Annotated in this window: 6 protein-coding genes; all 6 read right to left on the reverse strand. The window is 38.0% G+C overall.

What is annotated here, in order from left to right; all coding sequences use genetic code 11:
* Positions 1 to 458: 458 nt before the first annotated feature.
* The 6 genes from FNW38_RS14750 to FNW38_RS14775 all read right to left on the reverse strand — a co-directional run bounded on the left by FNW38_RS14750 (position 459) and on the right by FNW38_RS14775 (position 21,917).
* Positions 459 to 1,433 (reverse strand): PorP/SprF family type IX secretion system membrane protein, encoded by a 975-nt coding sequence (locus FNW38_RS14750; RefSeq protein WP_144064913.1) that lies wholly within the window; start codon positions 1,431 to 1,433, stop codon positions 459 to 461.
* A gap of 46 nt (positions 1,434 to 1,479) precedes the next feature.
* Positions 1,480 to 14,865 carry a T9SS type B sorting domain-containing protein gene (locus FNW38_RS14755; RefSeq protein ID WP_144066703.1) on the reverse strand — a complete coding sequence of 4,462 codons (13,386 nt, stop codon included), beginning with the start codon at positions 14,863 to 14,865 and terminating at the stop codon, positions 1,480 to 1,482.
* 160 nt (positions 14,866 to 15,025) lie between these two features.
* Positions 15,026 to 18,415, reverse strand: a complete 3,390-nt coding sequence (locus FNW38_RS14760) for a PorP/SprF family type IX secretion system membrane protein (protein WP_144064911.1) — start codon at positions 18,413 to 18,415, stop codon at positions 15,026 to 15,028.
* Position 18,416: 1 nt separating this feature from the next.
* Positions 18,417 to 19,868, reverse strand: coding sequence for a T9SS type B sorting domain-containing protein (locus FNW38_RS14765; RefSeq protein ID WP_143387260.1), 1,452 nt, complete (start codon positions 19,866 to 19,868; stop codon positions 18,417 to 18,419).
* Between the two features lie 105 nt (positions 19,869 to 19,973).
* Positions 19,974 to 21,263: a hypothetical protein gene (locus FNW38_RS14770; protein WP_143387261.1), complete on the reverse strand. Its 1,290-nt coding sequence runs from the start codon at positions 21,261 to 21,263 to the stop codon at positions 19,974 to 19,976.
* Positions 21,264 to 21,473: 210 nt separating this feature from the next.
* Entirely contained in the window at positions 21,474 to 21,917 is a 444-nt protein-coding gene (locus FNW38_RS14775; RefSeq protein WP_143387262.1) for a hypothetical protein, read from the reverse strand.
* Between the last annotated feature and the right edge of the window lie 304 nt (positions 21,918 to 22,221).

Consider the following 22,221-nt stretch of genomic DNA (forward strand, 5'->3'; position numbering starts at 1 on the left):
ACGGCTTTTTCTTTGAAAGCTTTGTCATAAATTTTGCGGACTTGTTTCATAGGTTAAAATTAAGATTATTTCTTAACTTTCTGTGATTGCTAAGTTAGCATGTCCACTTTAGGGATTAAATAGTAATAATTGAAGTAGAAGAAAACCAGCAACATAAAATAGATAAGAAAATATATTCTGTCATGACCATTACTTGCTAAATTCGGCAAACTAAAAACACTTCCAGATGAAGTAAATGCATAAGGCAAAAGCAAAAATGCTAAACATAAGCAAAAATGCAATGCGTAAAAGGAAATGTTTTTTTTCATGAATACTACTTAACCAATCAAATTTAAGATTCTTATTGGAAGCATTCAAATTATTGCGGTAAAAACATCGATTGTTGCGATTTAAATGAATATTACCCCATTTAAATGTAACCTGATAAATTGCAATGTTTAACTAATTCATTTGAATTATTAATCGTGTACCGGACTTTGCGTACAAGGACAGTTACTAATGCCCGCAAGAAAATCAAGTCCTATTGTAACGACATGAGTTCCTGTATTAAATGCTGCTAACTGATTAAGGGTAAGTTGGTAGGAGTACCCAAAATAAAAATTAGACTTCTTAAAACCAAGCATTGGCCCCAAATTTAACGGTTTAAAAAATTGATCATTAAGAAAACGGTAGGATATTCCAGCCCAATAGTAATCCTCATATTTATTAAAATGCCTGTATTTTATATTAACATCTGTACTGGAACGTTTGTCACTGGCAAAAAATTGATAGAAAACAGAGGGTTCGTACTCCACCCTGCTATTGGTAGGACTTTTAAAAACATAGCCCGAATAAACCTGATAGTTTCTAAGTAATACAGGCTCTACACCTGAGAACTTATCTGCATTTTTATTTAAAATATTACTGGCATTAAGACTCAAATAAAATGATTTGTTTCTATACAATGCGCCTACATCAAAATTGTTATTTGATACAAATCTATTGTCCGTAATACTTGGATCTAAAACAGGAATTTCGTAAGTCGTATTAAAATTATTAATATCTATTTTAAAATTATTAATATTATAAGAAATCCCTAAGGACAAATATTGTTTGGTATAATAATCCAGTATTAAATGATGCGCAAAGGAAAATTTAGCACCCGTCTGTCTAGTATTCCCATTACTGTCATTATAAAAAGACACTCCAACTCCTGATTGATCCGCAATTCTAAAATCGGCATACACCGATTGATTATCCGGAGCATCTTTTATACCAACCCATTGTGTCAACCCATTAGCCCTAATTTTAAGATTATCTCCGATTCCTGCGAACGTTGGTGCTATTACGAAATGATTATCTGCTAAATATTGTGTGAAAACCGGCAAATTTAACTCTTGGCTATAACCCGAAGTTACAGCCAAGAGAAAAAATGATAGTATTAATTTTTTCATTTGAATCATTTTAATTTGGGACAAATTGGTCATTAGTGTTTATTTATTATCTGTAAAGGGTAAAATGACCAACAAACTCTCGAGCATCTTTCAAATCATTCAATTTTAAAACATACCAGTAATCTCCGGAAGGAAGTTCGTTACCATTGTATTTACCATCCCAATATTGGCCAAGACGATACGTTGCTATTTTTCGACCGTATCTGTCAAAAATATCGAATGTCAAGTCTTTATAATTGATAGTACATCCGGGAGCCCATCCATCCATCACTCCGTCACCGTTTGGTGTAAAGTAATTTGGAATACATACATCTATGTACTCAAAATATCTCGTAGCTGAAGCCACACAACCATTTGAATCCGTAACCTCAACCGTATAATCCCCCGATTTGTAGATGATAAAAGTATTCTTCGTACCATAGGATTCACCATTAAGTGTATACTGATATCCGCCGCCGCCGCCGGTTGCTGTCGCAACAATCTCATTTAATCCCCCATCGCTCAGCACTAATGCCAGCGGATCAACCTGTAAGATATCGAAATTAGCGGTTCTTTGGATACATCCATTGGTATGTCTGACATCGATAAAATGGTTTGTGCCCGGCACCACATTTGTAAATATATTACCCGCCTGATAAGGTGTACCATCCAGTGAATAATCCACATCGGTCAGATCAGTTATGCTGGCATCTACTGTTACAGTAACTGAATTACTGGCCGAATTGTTCACACAACTGTAATCTACCACGGCTATCGGATTTATTTTAACAGATTCCGGCATAGCAACAACAAATTCAACAGCACAACCGTTGGCATCCTGAATATAAACCGTATGGGTTCCTCCTGCCAATCCTGTGAAATCAAATCGTGTTTGTGTCAAAGTACCTATTGTATAAACTCCGTTAACGTTATCTAAACTGGCACTATACGGCATCGTTCCTCCAACAATATCAACACTAAATGCTCCGTCTTTATCTCCAAAACAAATTTCCGGAAGCATTGATCCTGCAATAAGCGACGGAATTATTGGATTCGGTTCACTAATAACAATTCCGGTGATGTACTGATAACATCCATTTTCATCTTGGGCAATAACATCATAAAGACCCGGTTGAAGGTTTATGAAAATACCTGAATCAAAAAATTGATCCAATCTAGGAGAAATAGCATATTTAATAATACCGGTACCTCCAGAGGCAGTAACGGTTATTTGTCCGTTTCCTTGACCGAAACAAGTAACATTAATTTCAGTATGCGATACACTAATTGAAGTCAAAGGCTCTGTGATAACGATAGGAGAACCTGTGGTTGTAGTACAATCGCCACTGTCCACACGAACTTTATAATTTCCTGCCGGCAATTGTGTGAAAGTACCCGGGGAAGTTTGTGTAGGTACAAATGCTAACGGAAGACCTGCCCCATCCAGTAAAGTGTACACATAATTCCCTAAACCTCCCTGAGCATTGGCAACAATTACTCCGGAAACATCCCCTTTACAATTGATGACAGCATTGGTAGTATCTACATTCAAAATAAGTGTTTCCAATGGCGCTATCTCAATATCATTTGAAACAACACCAACACAACCATTAGCATCCTTAACGTAGTAATGATACGTTCCAACTGGTACCGGGAATGTTATTGAATTAGTGAAAGTGCCCAGATTTGTAGCAAAATTAGAGTCTGCACCATAAGTATAAATTCCTGTTCCACCCGTTGCACTTAATGTAAGTCTGGTTTGAGTTAAACAGGTTTGCGTTGTCGCTACCACTAAACTGGCGCTTACTTTTGTTGGTTGGGCAATAACGATAGGAGTTGAAGTAGCCGAACAGCTGTAGCCATCGGTCACGGTAATCGTGTAAGTTCCTGCACCTAAACCACCAAATACAGGCGAAGCTTGCGGACCACTGGCAGCAGCCGGAACCAACGAAGTGGTATTCAAGGTGTACCTATAATTCGATCCTTGACCACCTGAAGGTGAATTAACCGTAATCGTAGCCGTCTTATCTCCAAAACAACTCAACATCGTTGTATTTGGGCTTGCTGTTACGGTAATTGGTGTTGGAATCACCAAAGTTACATTTGTTGTAGCCACACATCCTTTACTGTCTCTTACGTTAACCGTGTAAGTACCCGCGGTTAAATTGGTAAAATTACGCTGGGCAGAATAGGCTACAGTTACCGGTCCGGTCAATTCAAACTGATAGCCTCCCGACCATCCGCCTGTGGCTGTTGCAGCAATACTTCCGTCATTATTTCCTGAAACGCATGTGATTTGAGTATGGGTTTCGGCTATCGCCAAAGCTGCTGCAGGTTGTGCAATGGTAAAGTTTTTACTCGCGGTACAATACGGACTATTCGTTAAAGTAGCTGTTATGGTATAGATTCCGGCAGCCAAAGTACTAATCGTGATAGGTCCGGCAGTAGCACTTGTACCGGATGTAACCGGATTGCCAAGCGCATCAACTATTGTATAGCTAAATGGCCCCGCCTGATTCGGATTGGTTGCCGTAATTACCCTGTCGATGAAAGTTACATTGGCACTTCCGTTTGTTCCTCCAAAACAGCTCACATCTGTAACACTATTGATGGTTAAGTCGAAAGTATTCGGTTCGTTTACGTAATGAACACTTTTTACACTACAAGCTGTTGCCGGATTTGCAACCGTAATCAGGTAATTACCAATATTTAATCCTGTGAAAACTCCTGTAGTGTTAGTAACATTATAATTAGCCCCAATGACTCCAGTTGTCGCATTAGAATCAGCTACCGTATATTGTAAACTGGCAGGTGTTCCTCCGATGCTGCTTACTGACACCGTGATGTCTTCCAGATTTGTACAGGTAATCGCCCTGTCAACATTTACCGTTACTTTGTCTAAAGCGATAAATGGGACTATTGAAATCGTTGCCGGTGCAGTACCGATACAACCTTTGCTGTCATAAACGTTTACCGTATAGGTTCCTCCCAATAAATTGGCTTCCGTATAGGCATTGCTGGCACCAAACTGAACTACCGCTCCGCCTTTTATGAACTCATAATTATACACTCCCGATCCGCCGGTTACTCCCGTTACGGTAATCGTAGCGAAATTGGTCGCATTCGAACCTGCATTACAACCAAATTGTGACACCGTTGGAGCCGGAACTGTTATAATAGCCGGTTCAACTACGGTAATGGCTTGAGTTGCCACACAACCTCTGGCCGAGGTTACTGTCACTGTATAATTTCCTGCTGTTAATCCACTAAAGATATTAGATGTCTGAGCCGGTCTTGTTGCAGTACCCGAAAGGCTGTAGTTATAAACCGGATTATCATTCACTCCCGGAGCCGGTGTAGCCATTGTTGCGGTGATGACACCGTTGCTTCCGCCGTTACAGCTCACATCCGTTTTTGAAAGAGCAAAACCGGTGATTGGCGTTGCCGCTCCTAAATTTACCGGGATTGACTTCGTACAAGTGGTTGTAATATCCCTAACTGTTACCGTATGTGATCCCGCTGAAATAGCAGTAAAGTTTGTCGAAGATTGATAAGTCCCGGCATCTAAACGGTACTCATAAGTCCCGGAGCCTCCGGTAGCAGAGAGTGTTACCGAACCATCCCCGTCCATACAACTTGGCAGAGCGGTAATAACTGCCTGCAATTGCAACGCCGGTAAAATGCTAACTAAACCTGATACAGTTGTTGTACAACCATTTTTGTCTTTTACGGTCACATCATAGGTTCCCGGTGCATTCACGGTAAAAGTTGGACTCGTTTGGAATCCTGCACCAATACTATATTCGAATGGAGCCATTCCTGTAGTTACATTTACTGTAAAAGTATAAGTTCCTGTTGCACTCGGGCATTGACTTAATCCTGTAACTGTTATTCCTGATGGAAGTGGATCAGTCACTATCGTTATTACTAATGGTGTTGTAATCACACAACCATTACCATCTTTCACATACACATCCCAGGCAGTTGCTATAGCCGGATTTAAAACAGCCGATGCTGAAGTAGCATAGGTTCCTGCTGGCGCTCCGCTTATTACATACGAATAACGGTATGGAGCAACTCCTCCCGAAGCGGTCACGCTTACCTGTGCACCAAAATTACAGTTGGCATTGATAAACGGATTAGCCACTAAAGCTAATGGTGCAGATTGCGCAACATTAATAGATGTTGTAGCAGTACATCCTGTAACCACATCAGTTACTGCTATAGTTTGTGTACTTGCGGCTGTTAATCCTGAAACTGTTATCGTTGGATTTGTTTGTGGTGTACTTACAGCTCCTCCGTTGATTGAATAAGTATATGTGCCTGTAAAGTTCCCTATTGTAAACAATACTTCTCCATTAGATCCCGGATTACAGGTTACATTACTCATTAATTGACCGGAAACCGTAATATTATTTACTGGGTCTACCGTATATGATTCCTGATAGGTACATCCGTTCGTATCGGTTACTTGGAATAAATAGGTTCCAGGTGTCAGACCGACAAACGTAGTTGTCGTTTGTTTAGGAACTACCACTGGCGAAGGTGCTATTGTTTCATATTGCAACACTGCAACTCCACCGGTAACTCCGGTAATTTCAACAGTACCATTAGCTAAACAAGTAACTGGAAAAGTGGTATTAAAAGTTAAATCTGTTGGTGGGTTCAAAGGCGGAATATCAACACCATTCACTAAGGTAAATAAACATCCGTTGGCATCTTTTACCCAAACGTCAAAAGTAATTCCTGTATAAGACTGGTAGGTATTTGATGACGTATAATTTACACCTCCATTAAAACTATAACTGTAAGGTGCTGTTCCAGAAGCTCCAGTTACGGTAACCGTTGCCGATTGTGCCGCATTTCCTGCACCACAACTTAAAGACGTCGTCATTAACGAAGTGGCACTTAAAGCATTTGGCTGGGTAATGGTAATTGAAGTTGGCGCTGAAATACAATTTTTACTGTCTTTTACAATAACATTATACGTTCCTGCTGCATTCAGCCCTGTAAATACATTTGAAGGCTGGAAAGTTACTCCGTTGTCAATACTGTACTGATAAGGAGCAATACCAGCTGCCGCAGTAATCACAATACTGCCATTCGAACCGCCATTACAACTTACATTCGCTTGAGTAAAAGTCAATGTTGGAGTCGTATTTGGTGTAACAATAATTTCATTAGAAATTGCCGGACAACCTTGACTATCGGTTACTCTAAATACATAACTACCCGCTGTATTGGTGATAAAAGGAGAAATTGTCGGCGCATACACGCCACCATTGAATGAAACTTCATAAGTTGTATAAGTTCCTGTACCACCACTTGGAGTTAATGTAATGCTGGCACCAACTGCACAAGTTAAATCTTGCGTCATGTTTGCAACAAGGATTACCTGTTCTTTTACTTCGAATGTTGCCGGTGCAATACAACCATTAGCATCTTTAATACTTACATTATATACTCCAGGCGCATTGACTGTAAATGTTGGGCTCGCTTGGTAAGCTCCACCTATACTGTATGTTGGTATACCTACATAAGTTCCTGTTAATGTTATTGACAATGCTGATCCCGTAAAACATTGTAAACCCACTGGATCAATCGTTGGAGACGGATCTACTGTAATTGTTTTATCTATTTTGAATTCACAACCATTGGCATCTTTAACCCAAATATCCCAATTTAGTTTTAAAGGCAATGGCAAAGGATTTAATACTCCCAAATTACTATTGTTGTATGCTCCGGCTTGTGGCGCACCATCCTGAACGAATGCATATTGATAAGGGCCTGTACCACCAGTTGCAGAAACGGTAATTTGAGTACCCGTGTTACAATTGGCATTTGTTTCATTCGAAATTGTTGCATTCAGCGATTGTATGGGTTGGTTGATATTAAACGGAATTAAAGCAGAACAAAGAGTCCCTGTAGATTCTTTCACTTTTAATAAATAATCCCCTGGTTTTAAACCAGAAATAATCCCTGATGTCGGACCACCTGCTACACCAGTAATTGTACCATTTATTGCCGGACTAATTGGTGAATTTGTTAGTGGATTTAATAATTCATATTCTATTGTTGTTACAGTTGCATCAAAACCACTTACAGTATAATTGATAATTCCATTATTTGCCCCATTACAAGTCACATTGGATTTATTGTTAATTACAACTCCAATAGAAGATATACTTGGAATAGGAACTTCTAAAACTGAAATACAATTATTAGCATCTTTTACTTGAAAGAAATAAGAAGTTCCATGTAACAATCCATTAAATGTATAAGTAGTAGCAGCAGTTGGCGCTGATTCTGTTAAAGGCTGTCCAAATATTGAATACCTGTATGGAGCTACTCCACCTGTTACAACCGTTAAATCAACTGTGGCTCCAACAATACAATTACCTCCTACAGTGACAGCATTTAATGTTAAAAATGGTGGTGTTGTAATACGCTGTTTACTACTGCTAAATTGGCATCCTTTTGCGTCTATGATAGTAATATAATAATCTCCAAAATTTAAACCTCCAAAATTATGACCCGATGTTGGTGAAGTCCCTACTTCTGAATAAGTGGCTAATAAATTAAAAGAATTATCATATAAATTATACGTAAATGGTGCTACACCACCAGAAGTAACCGAAACATCAAAACTTCCGGGGGTATTAGCGTTACAAACTATTGGATACATCACAATATTTGGCACTATAAGAAGCGGATTATTTAAAGGAATTGTTCCGGTTGCACCACAACCCTTATTATCTCTAACAACATAAGGATAACTTCCCGCGACAAGACCTCCGAATACATTAGTAGCAACAAAAGTAGCTCCCCCATCTATACTGTATGTAAAAGGACCTTCTCCTGTTAAGGCTGTTAATTTTATAGATCCGTCTGTGTTCCCATTGCAGGTAGGGTCAACCGCCGTATAACCTGCTGTAGGTGAAACTGCCGTTGTAGTGGTAATATTTGTTTCCTTTGTACAGCCATTAGCATCTCTTATTTCAAATTGATATGTATCTGCCGCAGAAGCTGTATATGTAAAAATGTTTCCTGCAAATACAGTTGCAGCACCATAAGTGCCAGTTCCTATTTTAACTTTATATGAATATGGCAATTTTCCTCCATTAGTAGTCACATCAATAGTCGCATCAGTCGGGGATGAACAGGTTAAATCCTTCGTTAAAATAGCATTGGTTGTTAACGGAGACGAAACTATAGTTGGTGTTACGCTAGGAGCAGTACAACCATTACCATCTTTTACAGTAACCGTATAACTACCGGAAACATTTACAGTAAATACAGGACTGCTTTGGTAAGAAACACCACCATTTATACTATAACTTAATGGAGCAATTCCTGTCCCTATTGCCGTAAAAGTAAAACCTGTTGAAACACTACACTGATTTGAAGCTAAAGCTGGCGTACTAACCGTTGGTAAAGCATCACTAATCACGGTTACTGTGGCAGTTGCAATACAGCCATTAGCATCTTTCACATACACATCCCATGATAGGTTTGCTCCTGAATTGGTATCAACAGTTATTATATTACTGTTACCATAAGTTGTCGGAGCGGCAGCACCCGCAATCACAGCCGCATAGGTATAATTTAGCGTTCCTCCTGAAGCAGTTACCGTAATTTGTGAATTATCATTGTTACAATTCACATTTGTGGCAGTGGCGGTAAATGTTAATGTAGCTGTAGGTTCTGTGATTGTTACCGAAGCGTTTTTGACACAACCTGTCGCATTATCTTTAACTTGTACAGTATACGTACCCGCAACCAAATTAGTTAAGGTAATAACATCTCCTGATTGACCTTGCGTGTATGGTAATGCAGCAGGAACCGTTGTTACTGTAATAGTATAATTTCCTGTAGAACTAAATCCCGAAACCACATAAGTAGCAGCTCCTGTACTTCCTCCTTTACACAATACATCGCTGGTTACATTGCCTGAAATGGCAATTGGCGTAACTGACAGTACATTGTGGGATTGGGTATAATAACAACCGTTGGCATCGGTTACTTTGAAAATGTAAGTACCCGGTAATAATCCTGTAAAAACACCTGTAGTATTTGAAGTTGCAGAAGCTAGAGGAAAAGTAATTTCATAAGTTAATGTTCCCACACCCGTTCCGGCACTTGGTGTAACCGTAACCGTACTTGTTGTTACAATACAGGTAACGGCAGTGGTGCCAATGGTACCGGCAATAGGCGGATTTAATTTTAATAGTGTAACGGAGTCTCCGTCTGTACAACCGTTCGCATCCCTAACAGAATACGGAATCGTTTGATTGGTTCCGTTATCATTTACGGTTAAGGTATTGGTATCGGTATAACCGCCACCATTAAAACTGTATTGATACGGCGCTGTTCCTGTGACAGGAACTGCAATTGTTAGTGTCGCTGATTGTTTGGTATTGGTTGGACTACAACTAAACGCTGTTGCTGTTGCTGAAGCAACCAAAGCAGTAGGCTGTGTTAAAGTTACTGTCCCTGTAAAAGGGCAATTTTTACTGTCACGAACTTCGTAAGCATATGCAATCCCTGCACTTAATCCAGAATACAAGGTAGTACTTGTAAAGCTGCTTCCATTAAAACTATACGTATAAGGTCCAACTCCACCTGATGGTATTATTTGTACAGATCCATCTGAAACTCCATTACAGCTAGGATTTACAGGATTCAGCGTTGCCGTTACAGGTACTAGAGGATTTATCGATGCTGTTACCGTAGTACTACATCCTTTTGCATCTTGTATCTGAAATTGATAGGTGCTTGCAACAGCAGTGGTATAAGTAAAAGTAGTCGCTGTTGGTTGCGCTATTGTCCCGGGACCTGTTCCGGAAAGTACCGTTACCACAAAAGGCGCATTTCCGCCTGTGATTGTCCCTGTGATTACCGCATTTGGACTGGCAGTACAATCTAATGTCTTGATATTGGTGATTGCCGCTGTCAATTGAGGCGCAATGGTAATATTGCTAATGATTGCAGTACAACCAAAACTATCCGTTACCACAATACTATGCGTTCCCGTCCCCACATTATTGAACGTATTGCTGTTTTGAGACGGAGCTCCGTCTAAACTATACACATAAGGCGAAGTCCCTCCTGAGGCATTTACTACTAATGAAGCTTGGTTCACACTATCAAAGCAGACGTCTGAACTTGAATCCAGCGTCGCTGTTACTGTTGGCGGAGTTACTACAGTCAAAACCGTCGTGTCATCGGTACAATTGTTGGCATCATAGCCCCGAACAATATACGTTCCCGGCGCAACATTAGTAAATATTCCGGTATTTTGAGACGGTCTGACATTGGTCGTTCCTACTGCATCCCATAATTCATATCGGTATGCTGTAGTTCCCCCGGTTGAACTGGCAGTAATGGTGGCTCCGGTAGTACAAGTTGCCAAACTAGTTACACCAGCGGTAGTCACCAATGGTGCTGGTGCTGTTAGAATTTGGGTAAATGATTGTACACAGGTTCCAGTCGATGTAACATCATAGCGTACTTTTACATTATAGGTTCCATTGGTTAATCCTGTAATCGTATAAGGAGATGTCATTTGGGTAACCCAATTCACGCCATTATCAATAGAATATTGAAAGCCTTTTGTGGGATCAAAATTTTGAGCTACGATTGTAATTTCACCATTATTGGTTCCAGAACAACTTAGATTTTTAACTCCCGAAATACTTGCTGTAAAAGCATTTCCTGATGGCACTACTATAAAAAAGTCACTTTGCGGAATACAGGATAAAGCACTAGTTGTTGAAATATATTTTACGGAAATAGTGTGGTTTCCAGTAGTCAAATTAGTAAAAACATTGGAAGGAGCATTTGTGTTAGCCACTCCATCCAAAAGGTGTTGATAACTATAATTTGCATTTGGAACCGTTGTTACAGTTACATTACTCTTGGCCGTTCCATCACAATTATATACCGGATCTTCAACTGCAATTGTCGGTTCAACCGGTACGGGGTCTATGACAATATTCGGCATGGCGAAAATGCAACCATTAGCATCTCTAATGTATACCGTATAGGTTCCGGAAGCTTTATAGGCTTCGTTAGCTGTTGTCCATGTCGCCTGGTTGTCAAAACTATATTCATAAGGGACTGTTCCCCCTTGTGGATTGGTAATACGAATTTTACCTTCTCCGGAAGGGCCGCAACCTGCCAGTTCAGATACCCCCGCAGAAGCAGTCAGGGCAGTACTCGGTTGGGTTATGGCAATTGTTTGAGCCGTACTGAAGCAATCGGTACCAGCCAGTGCGTATTTAACAATCGCATTGTATGTGCCGGCACTAAGGTTTGAAAAAGTCGGATTGGCTAGATAAGTAGCTCCATTATTAATACTATAGGCCAGGGTATATCCGTTGGCGTTGGTAACATTAAAATTAATGGCACCGCTGGTATCATTATAGCATTTAACATTGGTTTGACTAACCGTATAAACCGGTGGAGGCGTTGCAGCAACGGTTATCGTTGTGGTTGCGCTACAGCCTTTACTGTCTTCAACAATTATGGTATATATTCCCCCTGAAGGAAGTGGATTCGTAACTGTAATTTGTGGAGTGGATTGAAAATTACTCGTGCCATTGATATAATAAGTATATGGCGGGATACCTCCGACAGGATATACTGTAATTTCCCCGTCAGTACACGTCAATGGTTTGGTAAGAGCCGAAGTCGCTGTAAGCAGCGGAGGATTTATTATTTCAATATCTTCCGAATAATCACAACCATCATCGGTCCAAACCCTCGCGGTATAAATTCCGGGAGTTAAACCCGAAAATTCATAATCATTAGCCATTATAGGCCCTACACCGTTAACCAATGTTGCCCCTTGATAAATACTAAAATAATATTGCGGGCGAATATCATTGGCGGCCAATTTTATCGCTCCTTTTCCTCCGTTACAAAGCGGTTGGGTAACAAATTTTGAAACCGTAAAATCTCTTTTTCGAATAAGAATATCCGGTACCGTAAAAATACATGGATTGGTAACTACCCCAACTTGTTTAATATATACCGTATAGGAATTGGGCGTAGTAATAGAAAACACGTTCGAGGTTTGGTATGGTCCGGCAACATTCAAACTATATTCATATCCACCCGGCACTCCTCCAACTGTAATTTGACCCAAAGTATTACAGATGATATCTTGGGAAGTAACTGTTGGATTTAATACGTTTTGATATACATTAAAATAAAAAACACTGTAACAGCCTCCAACATAATTTATGGTAACCCTAAATTGTCCCGCAGTATTTGCGGTATAGTTAGGGCCTGTACCGACCTGATTCCAGGTACATGCTGAATTTTCATTCGCACAATTAGCAACGGTAACTGCCGCACAACTGCTTTCATTTAATTTTTGCCATACAATTGATGCCGCATCACTAATTCCCGTGTTAATCAATCGGGTAGCATTGGCACCACACAAGAAAATATTAGGCAGGACTTTTCCATTGTTCGGACAAATAGGCAATAAATCTGCAAAAGGGATAACCGGGTTCGTAATTGTATTTCCATAAGGAACAACGGTAATCTCTTCATCAATAGACAAACAGGTACCCGAAGCGGTATTACGCACATAATAAACCCCTGTTTGAGTGGCCGTATAGGTTTGAGCGGTTCCAATAACCGGTGTTCCTGTTGGACTTGTTGACCAAGAATAGCTGGCATATCCATCTGAGGCGGATAGTACCACACTGACCCCGCACAAGACTTCGGTTCTCTGAAAGGTACAATTGGTAATTCCTACTAAAAAATTAGTAGGCTGTGCTGTTCCAAAATTACAAATGGTAGTAGAAAAACTAGCATCATCCGTAATTTGATTGGTATTTACGATCCCTCTATACGTTGCAAAAGCCTGATTCTTAATTTCATTCGAACAGGCATTACTCAATTCATTACAAGTGGGAACCACCTGTACTTTTATTCGTATGGTATATTGAGGGTCATTAATTTCTACGGAAGTATTGGGAATCGAAAAAATAATTGTCCTCGTTAACGGATTGTATGATTGTACCGTTGCCCCGCCTGAATTGGTTAAATCGATATCCCCAGGATAATTAAAAATAATATTTTCCGGAAGTATGTCTTTTATCGTAAAATTAGCCACATGGTCATTCCCAATATTTTGATAATTAATTTCATAATACAAATTTTGCCCTAAAGTAACATTAGCGTTACTGGCATCATTCCCGGAAGCATCTTCCACTGTTTTAGTGAGGGCAATATCAGGGGCAATAACATCTACGGCAAAAGCATTAAAAAAACTAAAAACGGGATCAGCCTGACCTTTAGCTACCTGCACGGTAATTGTCGCAGAAGTGGCATTATGGTTAATAACCGATTTTTCAGCACTTAAAACACTTTCTATACCCGTATCATACCCTAAAGTATTGCTACTGCTGGGAACTCTATCCGTAAAATAACCATTTGCGTCAGTTATAGCACTATTAAAAAATTTATTGGAAGCCCTTTGAGGTGCATTAACGATGGCTTTACCATTGATTTCCGTTTTACTTCCAATCTCTCCTTTATCTCCTTCCAAACTCGCAAAAGCATATTGTATGTCTATAACTCCGGAAGGCGGTGTTGTAAAACCTGAAATAGGAATAGATAAGGTTTTATCATCATAAATACTGCTGAATCCATCAAATGTGGTGATTGATTTAGTGGTTGCCTTAGCATCCTCATAGACCACAAAAAGTGTCCATCCGGCCGATAAACCTGTCGATGAATTAGATCCCAAACTCGAAGTGACATTAGCTACCGTGAAGGTCCCTTGGGGATTGGCTAAACCGGATACTAAAGTGGTCACATCAGCATAACAAGCGTAAGGGGTATTTGTAGGCTCATTTTTCCCTGCTGCAATGGGAGCAACTACTGCATCATAAATAAGTTCGCCTGTAATATCCTTATAGGTTGTATTTCCGGGCAATTTCAATTTTATTTTATTGATATCGGTTCTACTTTGTGGCACCTGAAGTATGGCTCCCCAATACAATCCCGCATAGGCAATTTTAAAACAGGTTGTAGTTGCGGGCATTTTTAGATTTGCACTACTTGAACTGAAGGTAGTAGCATCAGAATCAATATCAATATATTGCATATTTGTACTCTGGTTGACACTATTGTCATTGAGAGCATTGTTATTCTTACCCAGAATATTGTTCCCAATTAATAACATATTTCCTTTTAACTCTTTATTATACCTAATGGTAAACGGCTTGTAGTTTTGGGCATTGGATGTCAAACACACGAATGCGGTTATAAAAACCAAAAAAGTTTTAAGAATGGGACTTACGAACATAGTCTCCTTTAGTTTGCTATTACCTTTGGTGAATTTCAATCTAAAGAAAACTTCAAACCAATTAAAAATAGGAATGCTATTAACTAAAAATGTTATAACAATTAGTAGGTAGTTTTTTAATTTCATTGGGGCAAAATTATTGTTCCAAGCAACATTGCCTGAAGGTTTTTTTATTGATTTAAATCAACCCCCAGGGGCATGAGGGTTAATTTAAAATTGTACAAAACTGGATTTATTTTTAAAAAAAATTAATCATTACTGTCTTTTTCATAACTGATTTTATTCATTAATTTTCTATTTTAACTATAGACAACTTACTATTATAAGGTTTATTTCCTTTTGATTTTAACGCTTTTTTCGCATCTTCTATAGTATCAAATTTATCATAATAAATGAAATATTTACTTGTGTTAACATCGTAGAAGAAATCTATATTTGATTGGCCTGCAGCAACCGATTTTGTTAAAAAACCATCTCTTTTAGCAACATCATTATGCACAGCAACTATTAAATAATACCCACTCTCCACATTTTTAATATTTTTTAAGATTTGCATATTAGACTGCTCATCACCATAATCAAAATCCTCCGCTTTTAAAGGAACTGTGCTAAAAGGGGTCTTCTCTCTTATTCGGTTTAATGTCGCTTTATCCTGCAAATACCTACCTTGATCATTCTCAAAAGCAGCACGTTTTATTCTTCGTTTTTTCTCAATCTCAGTATCCGCTTTAATTTTTTCTAATGAAGAAATTAAAATCAAATTTGACTGTTCCGTTTTTAATTGTTCCGCTTTTAGCGTTTCTACTGTTTTTAGATAGTATTGACTACTTGCGTCGTTTTTATCAGATCTTTTTTTGAGTCTTTCTTTGTATAAATTATCTAATTCAATAATCTTTTCACTCTGACTTCTATTAAGTCCTGCTAGTTCTGATTTTAAAGATTCCAATGCACTGTTTTCTGCAGAAACACTTTTGAAAGCCTTAGGCTCTTTGAAAATACCTTTTTCACTTAAATCATTTTCTTCTTTTAAATCTTTAAGATCTCTTTCTTTATTCGCAACCATTACATTGAATTTTGTCAATAATTGTTGTTGGATATTTTTAGAATCTCCTACCAATTTGGCCAAATTATCCATCGATTTAGCATTATCATCCTTAGGCATGTCGGCTAATTTCGCTTGGGAGAGAGCATCGGCTTTGGCTTTGGCATCCGCAGCTAATTTCTCTTGGGTAAGAGCATCTGCTTTAACTTTAGCATCAGTAACTAATTTCTCTTGGGCAAGAGCATCCGCTTTGGCTTTCGTTTCAGCAGCCAATTTCGCTTGAGCAAGAGCATCCGCTTTGGCTTTAGCATCTGCATCTAATTTCGCTTGAGCAAGGGAATCGGCTTTAGTTTTAGCATCCGCAGCTAATTTTGACTGAGCAAGAGCATCCGCTTTGGCTTTGGCGTCCGCAGCCAATTTCGCCTGGGCAAGGGAATCGGCTTTAGTTTTAGCATCCGCAGCTAATTTTGCCTGGGCAAGGGAATCCGCTTTGGCTTTGGCATCCGCAGCTAATTTCGCTTGGGCAAGAACATCCGCTTTAACTTTAGCATCTGCGGCTAATTTCGCTTGAGCAAGAACATCCGCTTTAACTTTAGCATCTGCATCTAATTTCGCTTGAGCAAGAGCATCCGCCTTAGTTTTAGCATCCGCAGCTAATTTCGCTTGGGCAAGAACATCCGCTTTAACTTTAGCATCTGCGGCTAATTTCGCTTGAGCAAGAACATCCGCTTTAACTTTAGCATCTGCATCTAATTTCGCTTGAGCAAGAGCATCCGCCTTAGTTTTAGCGTCCGCATCTAATTTCGCTTGAGCAAGGGAATCGGCTTTAGTTTTAGCATCCGCAGCTAATTTTGACTGAGCAAGAGCATCCGCTTTGGCTTTAGCGTCCGCAGCAAGTTTTGCCTGAGCAAGAGCATCCGCTTTAATTTTAGCATCAGCAGCCAATTTCGCTTGGGCGAGAGCATCCGCTTTGGCTTTAGCATCCGCAGCTAATTTCGCTTGGGCGAGAGCATTGGCTTTAGTTTTAGCATCCGCATCTGATTTCGCTTGGGCAAGAGCATCCGCTTTGGCTTTGGCATCTGCGGCTAATTTCGCTTGAGCAAGGGAATCGGCTTTAGTTTTAGCATCCGCAGCTAATTTCGCCTGGGCAAGAGCATCGGCTTTAGTTTTAGCATCCGCAACTAATTTCGCTTGAGCGAGAGCATCCGCTTTGGCTTTGGCATCCGCAGCCAATTTCGCTTGGGCAAGAGCATCCGCTTTGGCTTTTGCATCTGCGGCTAATTTCGCCTGGGCAAGAGTATTGGACTTGGCTTTAGAGTCTGCAGCTAATTTCGCTTTGGCAAGAGCATCGGATTTGGGTTTAGCATCCGCAACTAATTTCGCTTGGGCAAGAGCATCCGCTTTGGCTTTTGCATCTGCAGCTAATTTAGCTTGAGTAAGAGCTTCGGATTTGGCAGTGGTTGCTAGTTTTGTTTTGGCAGCAGCATCGGCATCCAACTTGGCTTTGATATCAGCGGCTAGTTTAGCTTTGGCATCTGCGATTTCTTTCAGTTTAAACAATCGTATTTCTTCTTTTTCAGCGACCAAAGCAAGTTTAAGCTCCTTCAATCTTTGAGCGTCAACAGGAGATAAAATCGCGGATTCTTTTGGTTTTGCAGGAACTGATTTTCTTGTTTCTGCAGCAGGAACAATAGATCCTTCTTCCTCATCATCTCCATAATAGTAATTATTACTTTTAAATTTATAAGCAAAAACAATTTCATGCGAAGATCCAAAATTTGATAGACTACCCATCCCCTTTTCAAAATTATACTCAAGAGAAATTTTTGGAGTTATATTCAAACCTATTCCTCCGGAAATCCCATATACAGTATTATAGCCTGCTTGGGCCCAAATCCCTTTAGGAATAGCAAACATCATTAATCCTGAGATAACCGTTTTATCCTTTTTAAACGCCGTCTTAACTAAAGCAGAAAATTTACTTTTATCAAAAAAACCGTAGGTGTCTAAATATCCTGTATGCATGATGTGGGCTTCAATACTTTTTTCAGGATCGTCTTCAACTGTTTTAGACGTTTTAAGATTATATAGAATCAGATTATTTACTGATAGGCCAAAATCAAGAAATGCTGTCCCGTAGTTTATCCCTGGATTTACAGTAATTAAGGCATTTGAAGGTATGTTTTCTAATGATGGATCTGGATAATTTGTAACAACCTTAGTTTTATTTAAACCACTTTTATAAAATCCTACATTCATACCAAAAGTTAGATTACTATCTTCTTCTAGTACAACATTATGAGCAAAATTTGCAACAGCACCAAAAGTGGTTAAAACACCATAATTTTGTTGAAACAATCCAACAGCAATTCCTTCATTTTCTCTAAATCTTCCGGAATAACTGAATAAATAGGTCTGTGGGGCATCATCAAATTGGATCCATTGTCTTTTATTATAAAAACTGACAATGGTACTCTGTTCTCTAACAAAACTAAAAGTAGGATTTATGAGGAATTTATTAAACTTTAAAGAATTTCGAACCGGGAGCGTAAATGAAACAACTCCATCCTCTTGGGAATAAAGCATCTGTTGGATACAGAAAAAAAAGACGATAACTAAAAAAATGTTTTTCATACTATTCCACTATAGTTATCGATCCCTTTTTAACTTTATGGTCTTGAGTCGTGATGATATAATAATAAACTGGATTTACATTTTTGAAATCTATTCCGTTTTCTGGCCAATTATTTTGATAATCATTTGTTTTGAGTACTACTTCACCTAAAGAACTGATTAATAACACCTCTGTATTTGTCCCGCTTACATATTCTTGCGGTATAACCCAAGTATCATTTATACCGTCTCCGTTAGGGCTTATTAAATTTGGTATGTTTGCAACATCTGGAAATGGATTAGAATCAACTGCTGTGTTTACTACGAAAGGAAATTCGTTTGACACAACACATCCTGTAGTTTGAGTAATTACTACTTTATAACTTCCTTTGGTTTTTACCTCATAAGTACTTCCTGCAGCATCTGCAATAATAGCTTCATTTAAATACCATTTATAATCAGGATTCGAAGCTGATGTGGTTACGATTACTGTTAGAGTTTCTTCCGGCGAAATAGTATTTGCATCTGGAACATTGATACTGCTTGTGAATTGATACTCTTGTAAATTGATAGCAGCATTAGCCACACAGGTTCCAAAATTAACAGCCACAGCATACTGTCCTTTTTGATTGGTTATATAGGTTTGACCTGTTGCTCCAGATATGGCTACATTATCCTTATACCATTGGTAGCTATTGCCTGCTACTGTACTTAATGTTGTTGAATTTGTACTCGAACAAAAAGGATTTCCAAGACTGGAAGTTATGGTGGTAACAGCTCCTGAAGTAGCTTCGCTTACGGTTACTCTGTTGGAGTAGGAATCTGAAGTACAGGAGCCATAATTAGTTTCAACATAATATTTTCCTGACTGATTCACGGTTAAACTTTGCCCTGTAGCTATAGGAGTTAAACTTGGTTCCTTAAACCAATTATAGGTTAACGAAGGGTATTTTAGTGGGGAATCATTAGATCCTGTACCAGGATTGTCTATTGTTAAAACATAACTGCCGCCGGAGCAATAAGTGGCGGTCGAAACAAAATTGTTAATGGAAAACGGAGCATCCTGAGCCTTATAATAGGCCGAAAAACTAATAGAATTAGGACTTGTAGCCGCTGGACTTGTGCTTTTTATCCTCAGCCTATATTTTTCCCCGGCTGTTGTAACAGGTACCGAAAAAGTTAAAGTTGCCGGAGAAACAGTAACAGTACCCGCACCAGAAGTAAAAACAACCGTAGGACTGGTAAAACCTCCGTTGGGATCTGAAAGTTCTACTACAAATTGATTTGTAGAACTCAAACCCGAAACTGGTGAAAAAGAAAAGGTTACATTAAAGGTATTAAAAGAAGGATTGGCACAAATTTGACTAAAAGGTAAAGTAGGCGTGCCAATAACTATTTGAGCATTTATACTATTAGTTAAAGGAAAAATAAAAAATAAAAAATAAAAAGAATATTTATTTACAATAGTAGTCATTGTGCATTCAATCTTTATTTTATCCAATTCATGAACATAATTTATAACACTGTTACATTGTATTTTTTACGTCTGAAATGAAAATCCTCCGAAAAAATAGTTCTTTTAATGATCGTTTGATGCCGTGATTTTAGCAATTCGTAATCTAAAGTCAGGCTTTTTTTCATTAAAGAGGTCAATAAATGTTTCCTTATTATCACTTTGAGAATACACATTAGAGAATGCACTATTGCCATACCAATTCTCTAAATCTTCATTATCCGAATTATATTCTGTAAAAATATTCCCTTTACAAAAATTGAAATACATCTCTTCAAATTTTATTTTTTTTAGATTTTCTCCGTTAATTTCAATTTTATTATTCAATAATACTGCGGGGTTAAAACCAGAAATTACACTTCTTTTAAGGTCAATAGAAGCATTTTCAGAAACATATACAGCTTCTTTAACTAAACCTGATTGAATATCGGCACTTATGTTTTCGCTATTATTAATCAATGTTAAATTTGTTGCAATAACTGATGTTTGCTTTTTAGCAAAATCAACTTCTTCTTTTTTATCATAAGAAGCAACATCTATACATCGTGAACCTAAACTACTTGTTAAATAAGAAGATCGAATTGCTAAGGAATTATCTATTCGACATTGTGTTCCAAAATTAAATTTATAATCATCACTACTTGACTTTAAAGAAACCATCTTATTTAAATTAAGTTCTCCACCAAATATTTCAAAAGAATCACCCGCAGAATAACTTACCATTATGTTCTCTAATATCGTTTTGTTCCCTACACCGGCTAACAATAATGCATTAAAATTACCTACTCCCTTAATTTTTTTTCCGGCAAATTCTATCCTTACAAATTTTAAAACACCTGAATTACTATTTACATTGTTACCTCCATAAGACGTTAAAGAAGTATCCAGATCAAAATTCACGGATGAAGCATTTCCAAATTTATTTGTAGGTGCATCTCCCAGTATAATTATTCCTCCCCAATCTCCCGCTTTTCTAGTGCTTCTGTTAGAAGTAAAAACGATTGGATCAGTCTCTAAACCTTCGGCAATTATAATGGCACCTTTAGTAATTATAAGAGAAGCGCCAGATTCATAATCCCCTATTATCACAGTTCCGGGTTCAATAGTAAGAGTTGCATTATTTGTTACGAAAACACTCCCTTGCAACATGTAAATGTTTTTCTTGTATAATTTTGTATTTACAGCAATATTACCCGCCAATATTTGATTTGCTTCACCATAATCAACTTTGTAAGGTTTAAATTCTGTCCAGTTATTTAACCAGTTATTAGAACCCGTTATTCCTTTTTCTTGCTGTGCACTTACCCCACAAACTACTAAAAGGAGCATCCATATAATTTGAGTAAAGTTTTTCATGGTTAAAAAGATATAAAATATTAATACTTGGGAACTATTTGAGTTAATAAAATTAAAAAAACTCATTACGAGTTTTCTGAACTGCTTCAGAATACATCGATAACGAGTTTAAAAAAAAAATTAATATTCGATTATCGCTGCAACATTCTAAATCTAAAATTACTTGTTAATGAACATTAAAAAGGGAATTAAACTAAGCCTGACTAATCATTACATATCATTGAATTCATGTAGTGATTTCAATGTGTTTTCATAAAATAAAATTGCTGCCACTAAATTATCGGTATCTGAGTAAGGCACCATTCTCCTTTGAAACGCAACGGTTACGTCAAGAAAACTTGTAGTACTTTCGGCCTGTTCGGCCAAGATCTTTCTATTATCCGCATCATTGGGAATTCCCAAATCGGCCATAGTAACACCCGGTTTTGTAGCTAAGGCAATGTAGGGCAGTGTTTTAACAAGAACTTTTATACGCTCAATATATAATTCTAATAACTCCCCTTTTTTCATCCCTTGCAACTCTTTCTGATCATGGTATTTTTTTATTAATGCGGATGTACTAATAATACTTTTAGGAGCATTTTTATCTTGTGCAGAAACAATGCCTGTTGCTAATAATAAACACACACTGAAAAAAATAATTTTCCCTTTCATACTTTAAATTTACAAATTAATTTATCAAACAAAAATATACAATAAAATTCAATTTACAACTTTGATACTGTTTTTTTTTGATTATAAAGGATTACAAAATGTAAAAAAAACCGTATTATATCGAACAAATTTGATTTTTATCGGATAGTTTGATTTTTCACTACATAAGTGGTAATAGGGGGATTAACAGGACTTTATAGCATTATGAAAGACTCCAAAAAAAAACATTAATTCTCGTAACCAAATTTTTATTTATTAATATTAAACCTACACGTAAATAAAATAAAATTGTTGATTTTTGACA

It is taken from the genome of Flavobacterium gawalongense (assembly GCF_007097265.1).
GTDB classification, from domain to species: domain Bacteria; phylum Bacteroidota; class Bacteroidia; order Flavobacteriales; family Flavobacteriaceae; genus Flavobacterium; species Flavobacterium gawalongense.

Excerpts from the sequence above, each read along its gene's own strand:
- FNW38_RS14750 (WP_144064913.1), bottom strand. The coding sequence starts at position 1,433 with ATGAAAAAATTAATACTATCATTTTTTCTCTTGGCTGTAACTTCGGGT.
- FNW38_RS14755 (WP_144066703.1), bottom strand. The coding sequence starts at position 14,865 with ATGAAATTAAAAAACTACCTACTAATTGTTATAACATTTTTAGTTAAT.
- FNW38_RS14760 (WP_144064911.1), bottom strand. The coding sequence starts at position 18,415 with ATGAAAAACATTTTTTTAGTTATCGTCTTTTTTTTCTGTATCCAACAG.
- FNW38_RS14765 (WP_143387260.1), bottom strand. The coding sequence starts at position 19,868 with ATGACTACTATTGTAAATAAATATTCTTTTTATTTTTTATTTTTTATT.
- FNW38_RS14770 (WP_143387261.1), bottom strand. The coding sequence starts at position 21,263 with ATGAAAAACTTTACTCAAATTATATGGATGCTCCTTTTAGTAGTTTGT.
- FNW38_RS14775 (WP_143387262.1), bottom strand. The coding sequence starts at position 21,917 with ATGAAAGGGAAAATTATTTTTTTCAGTGTGTGTTTATTATTAGCAACA.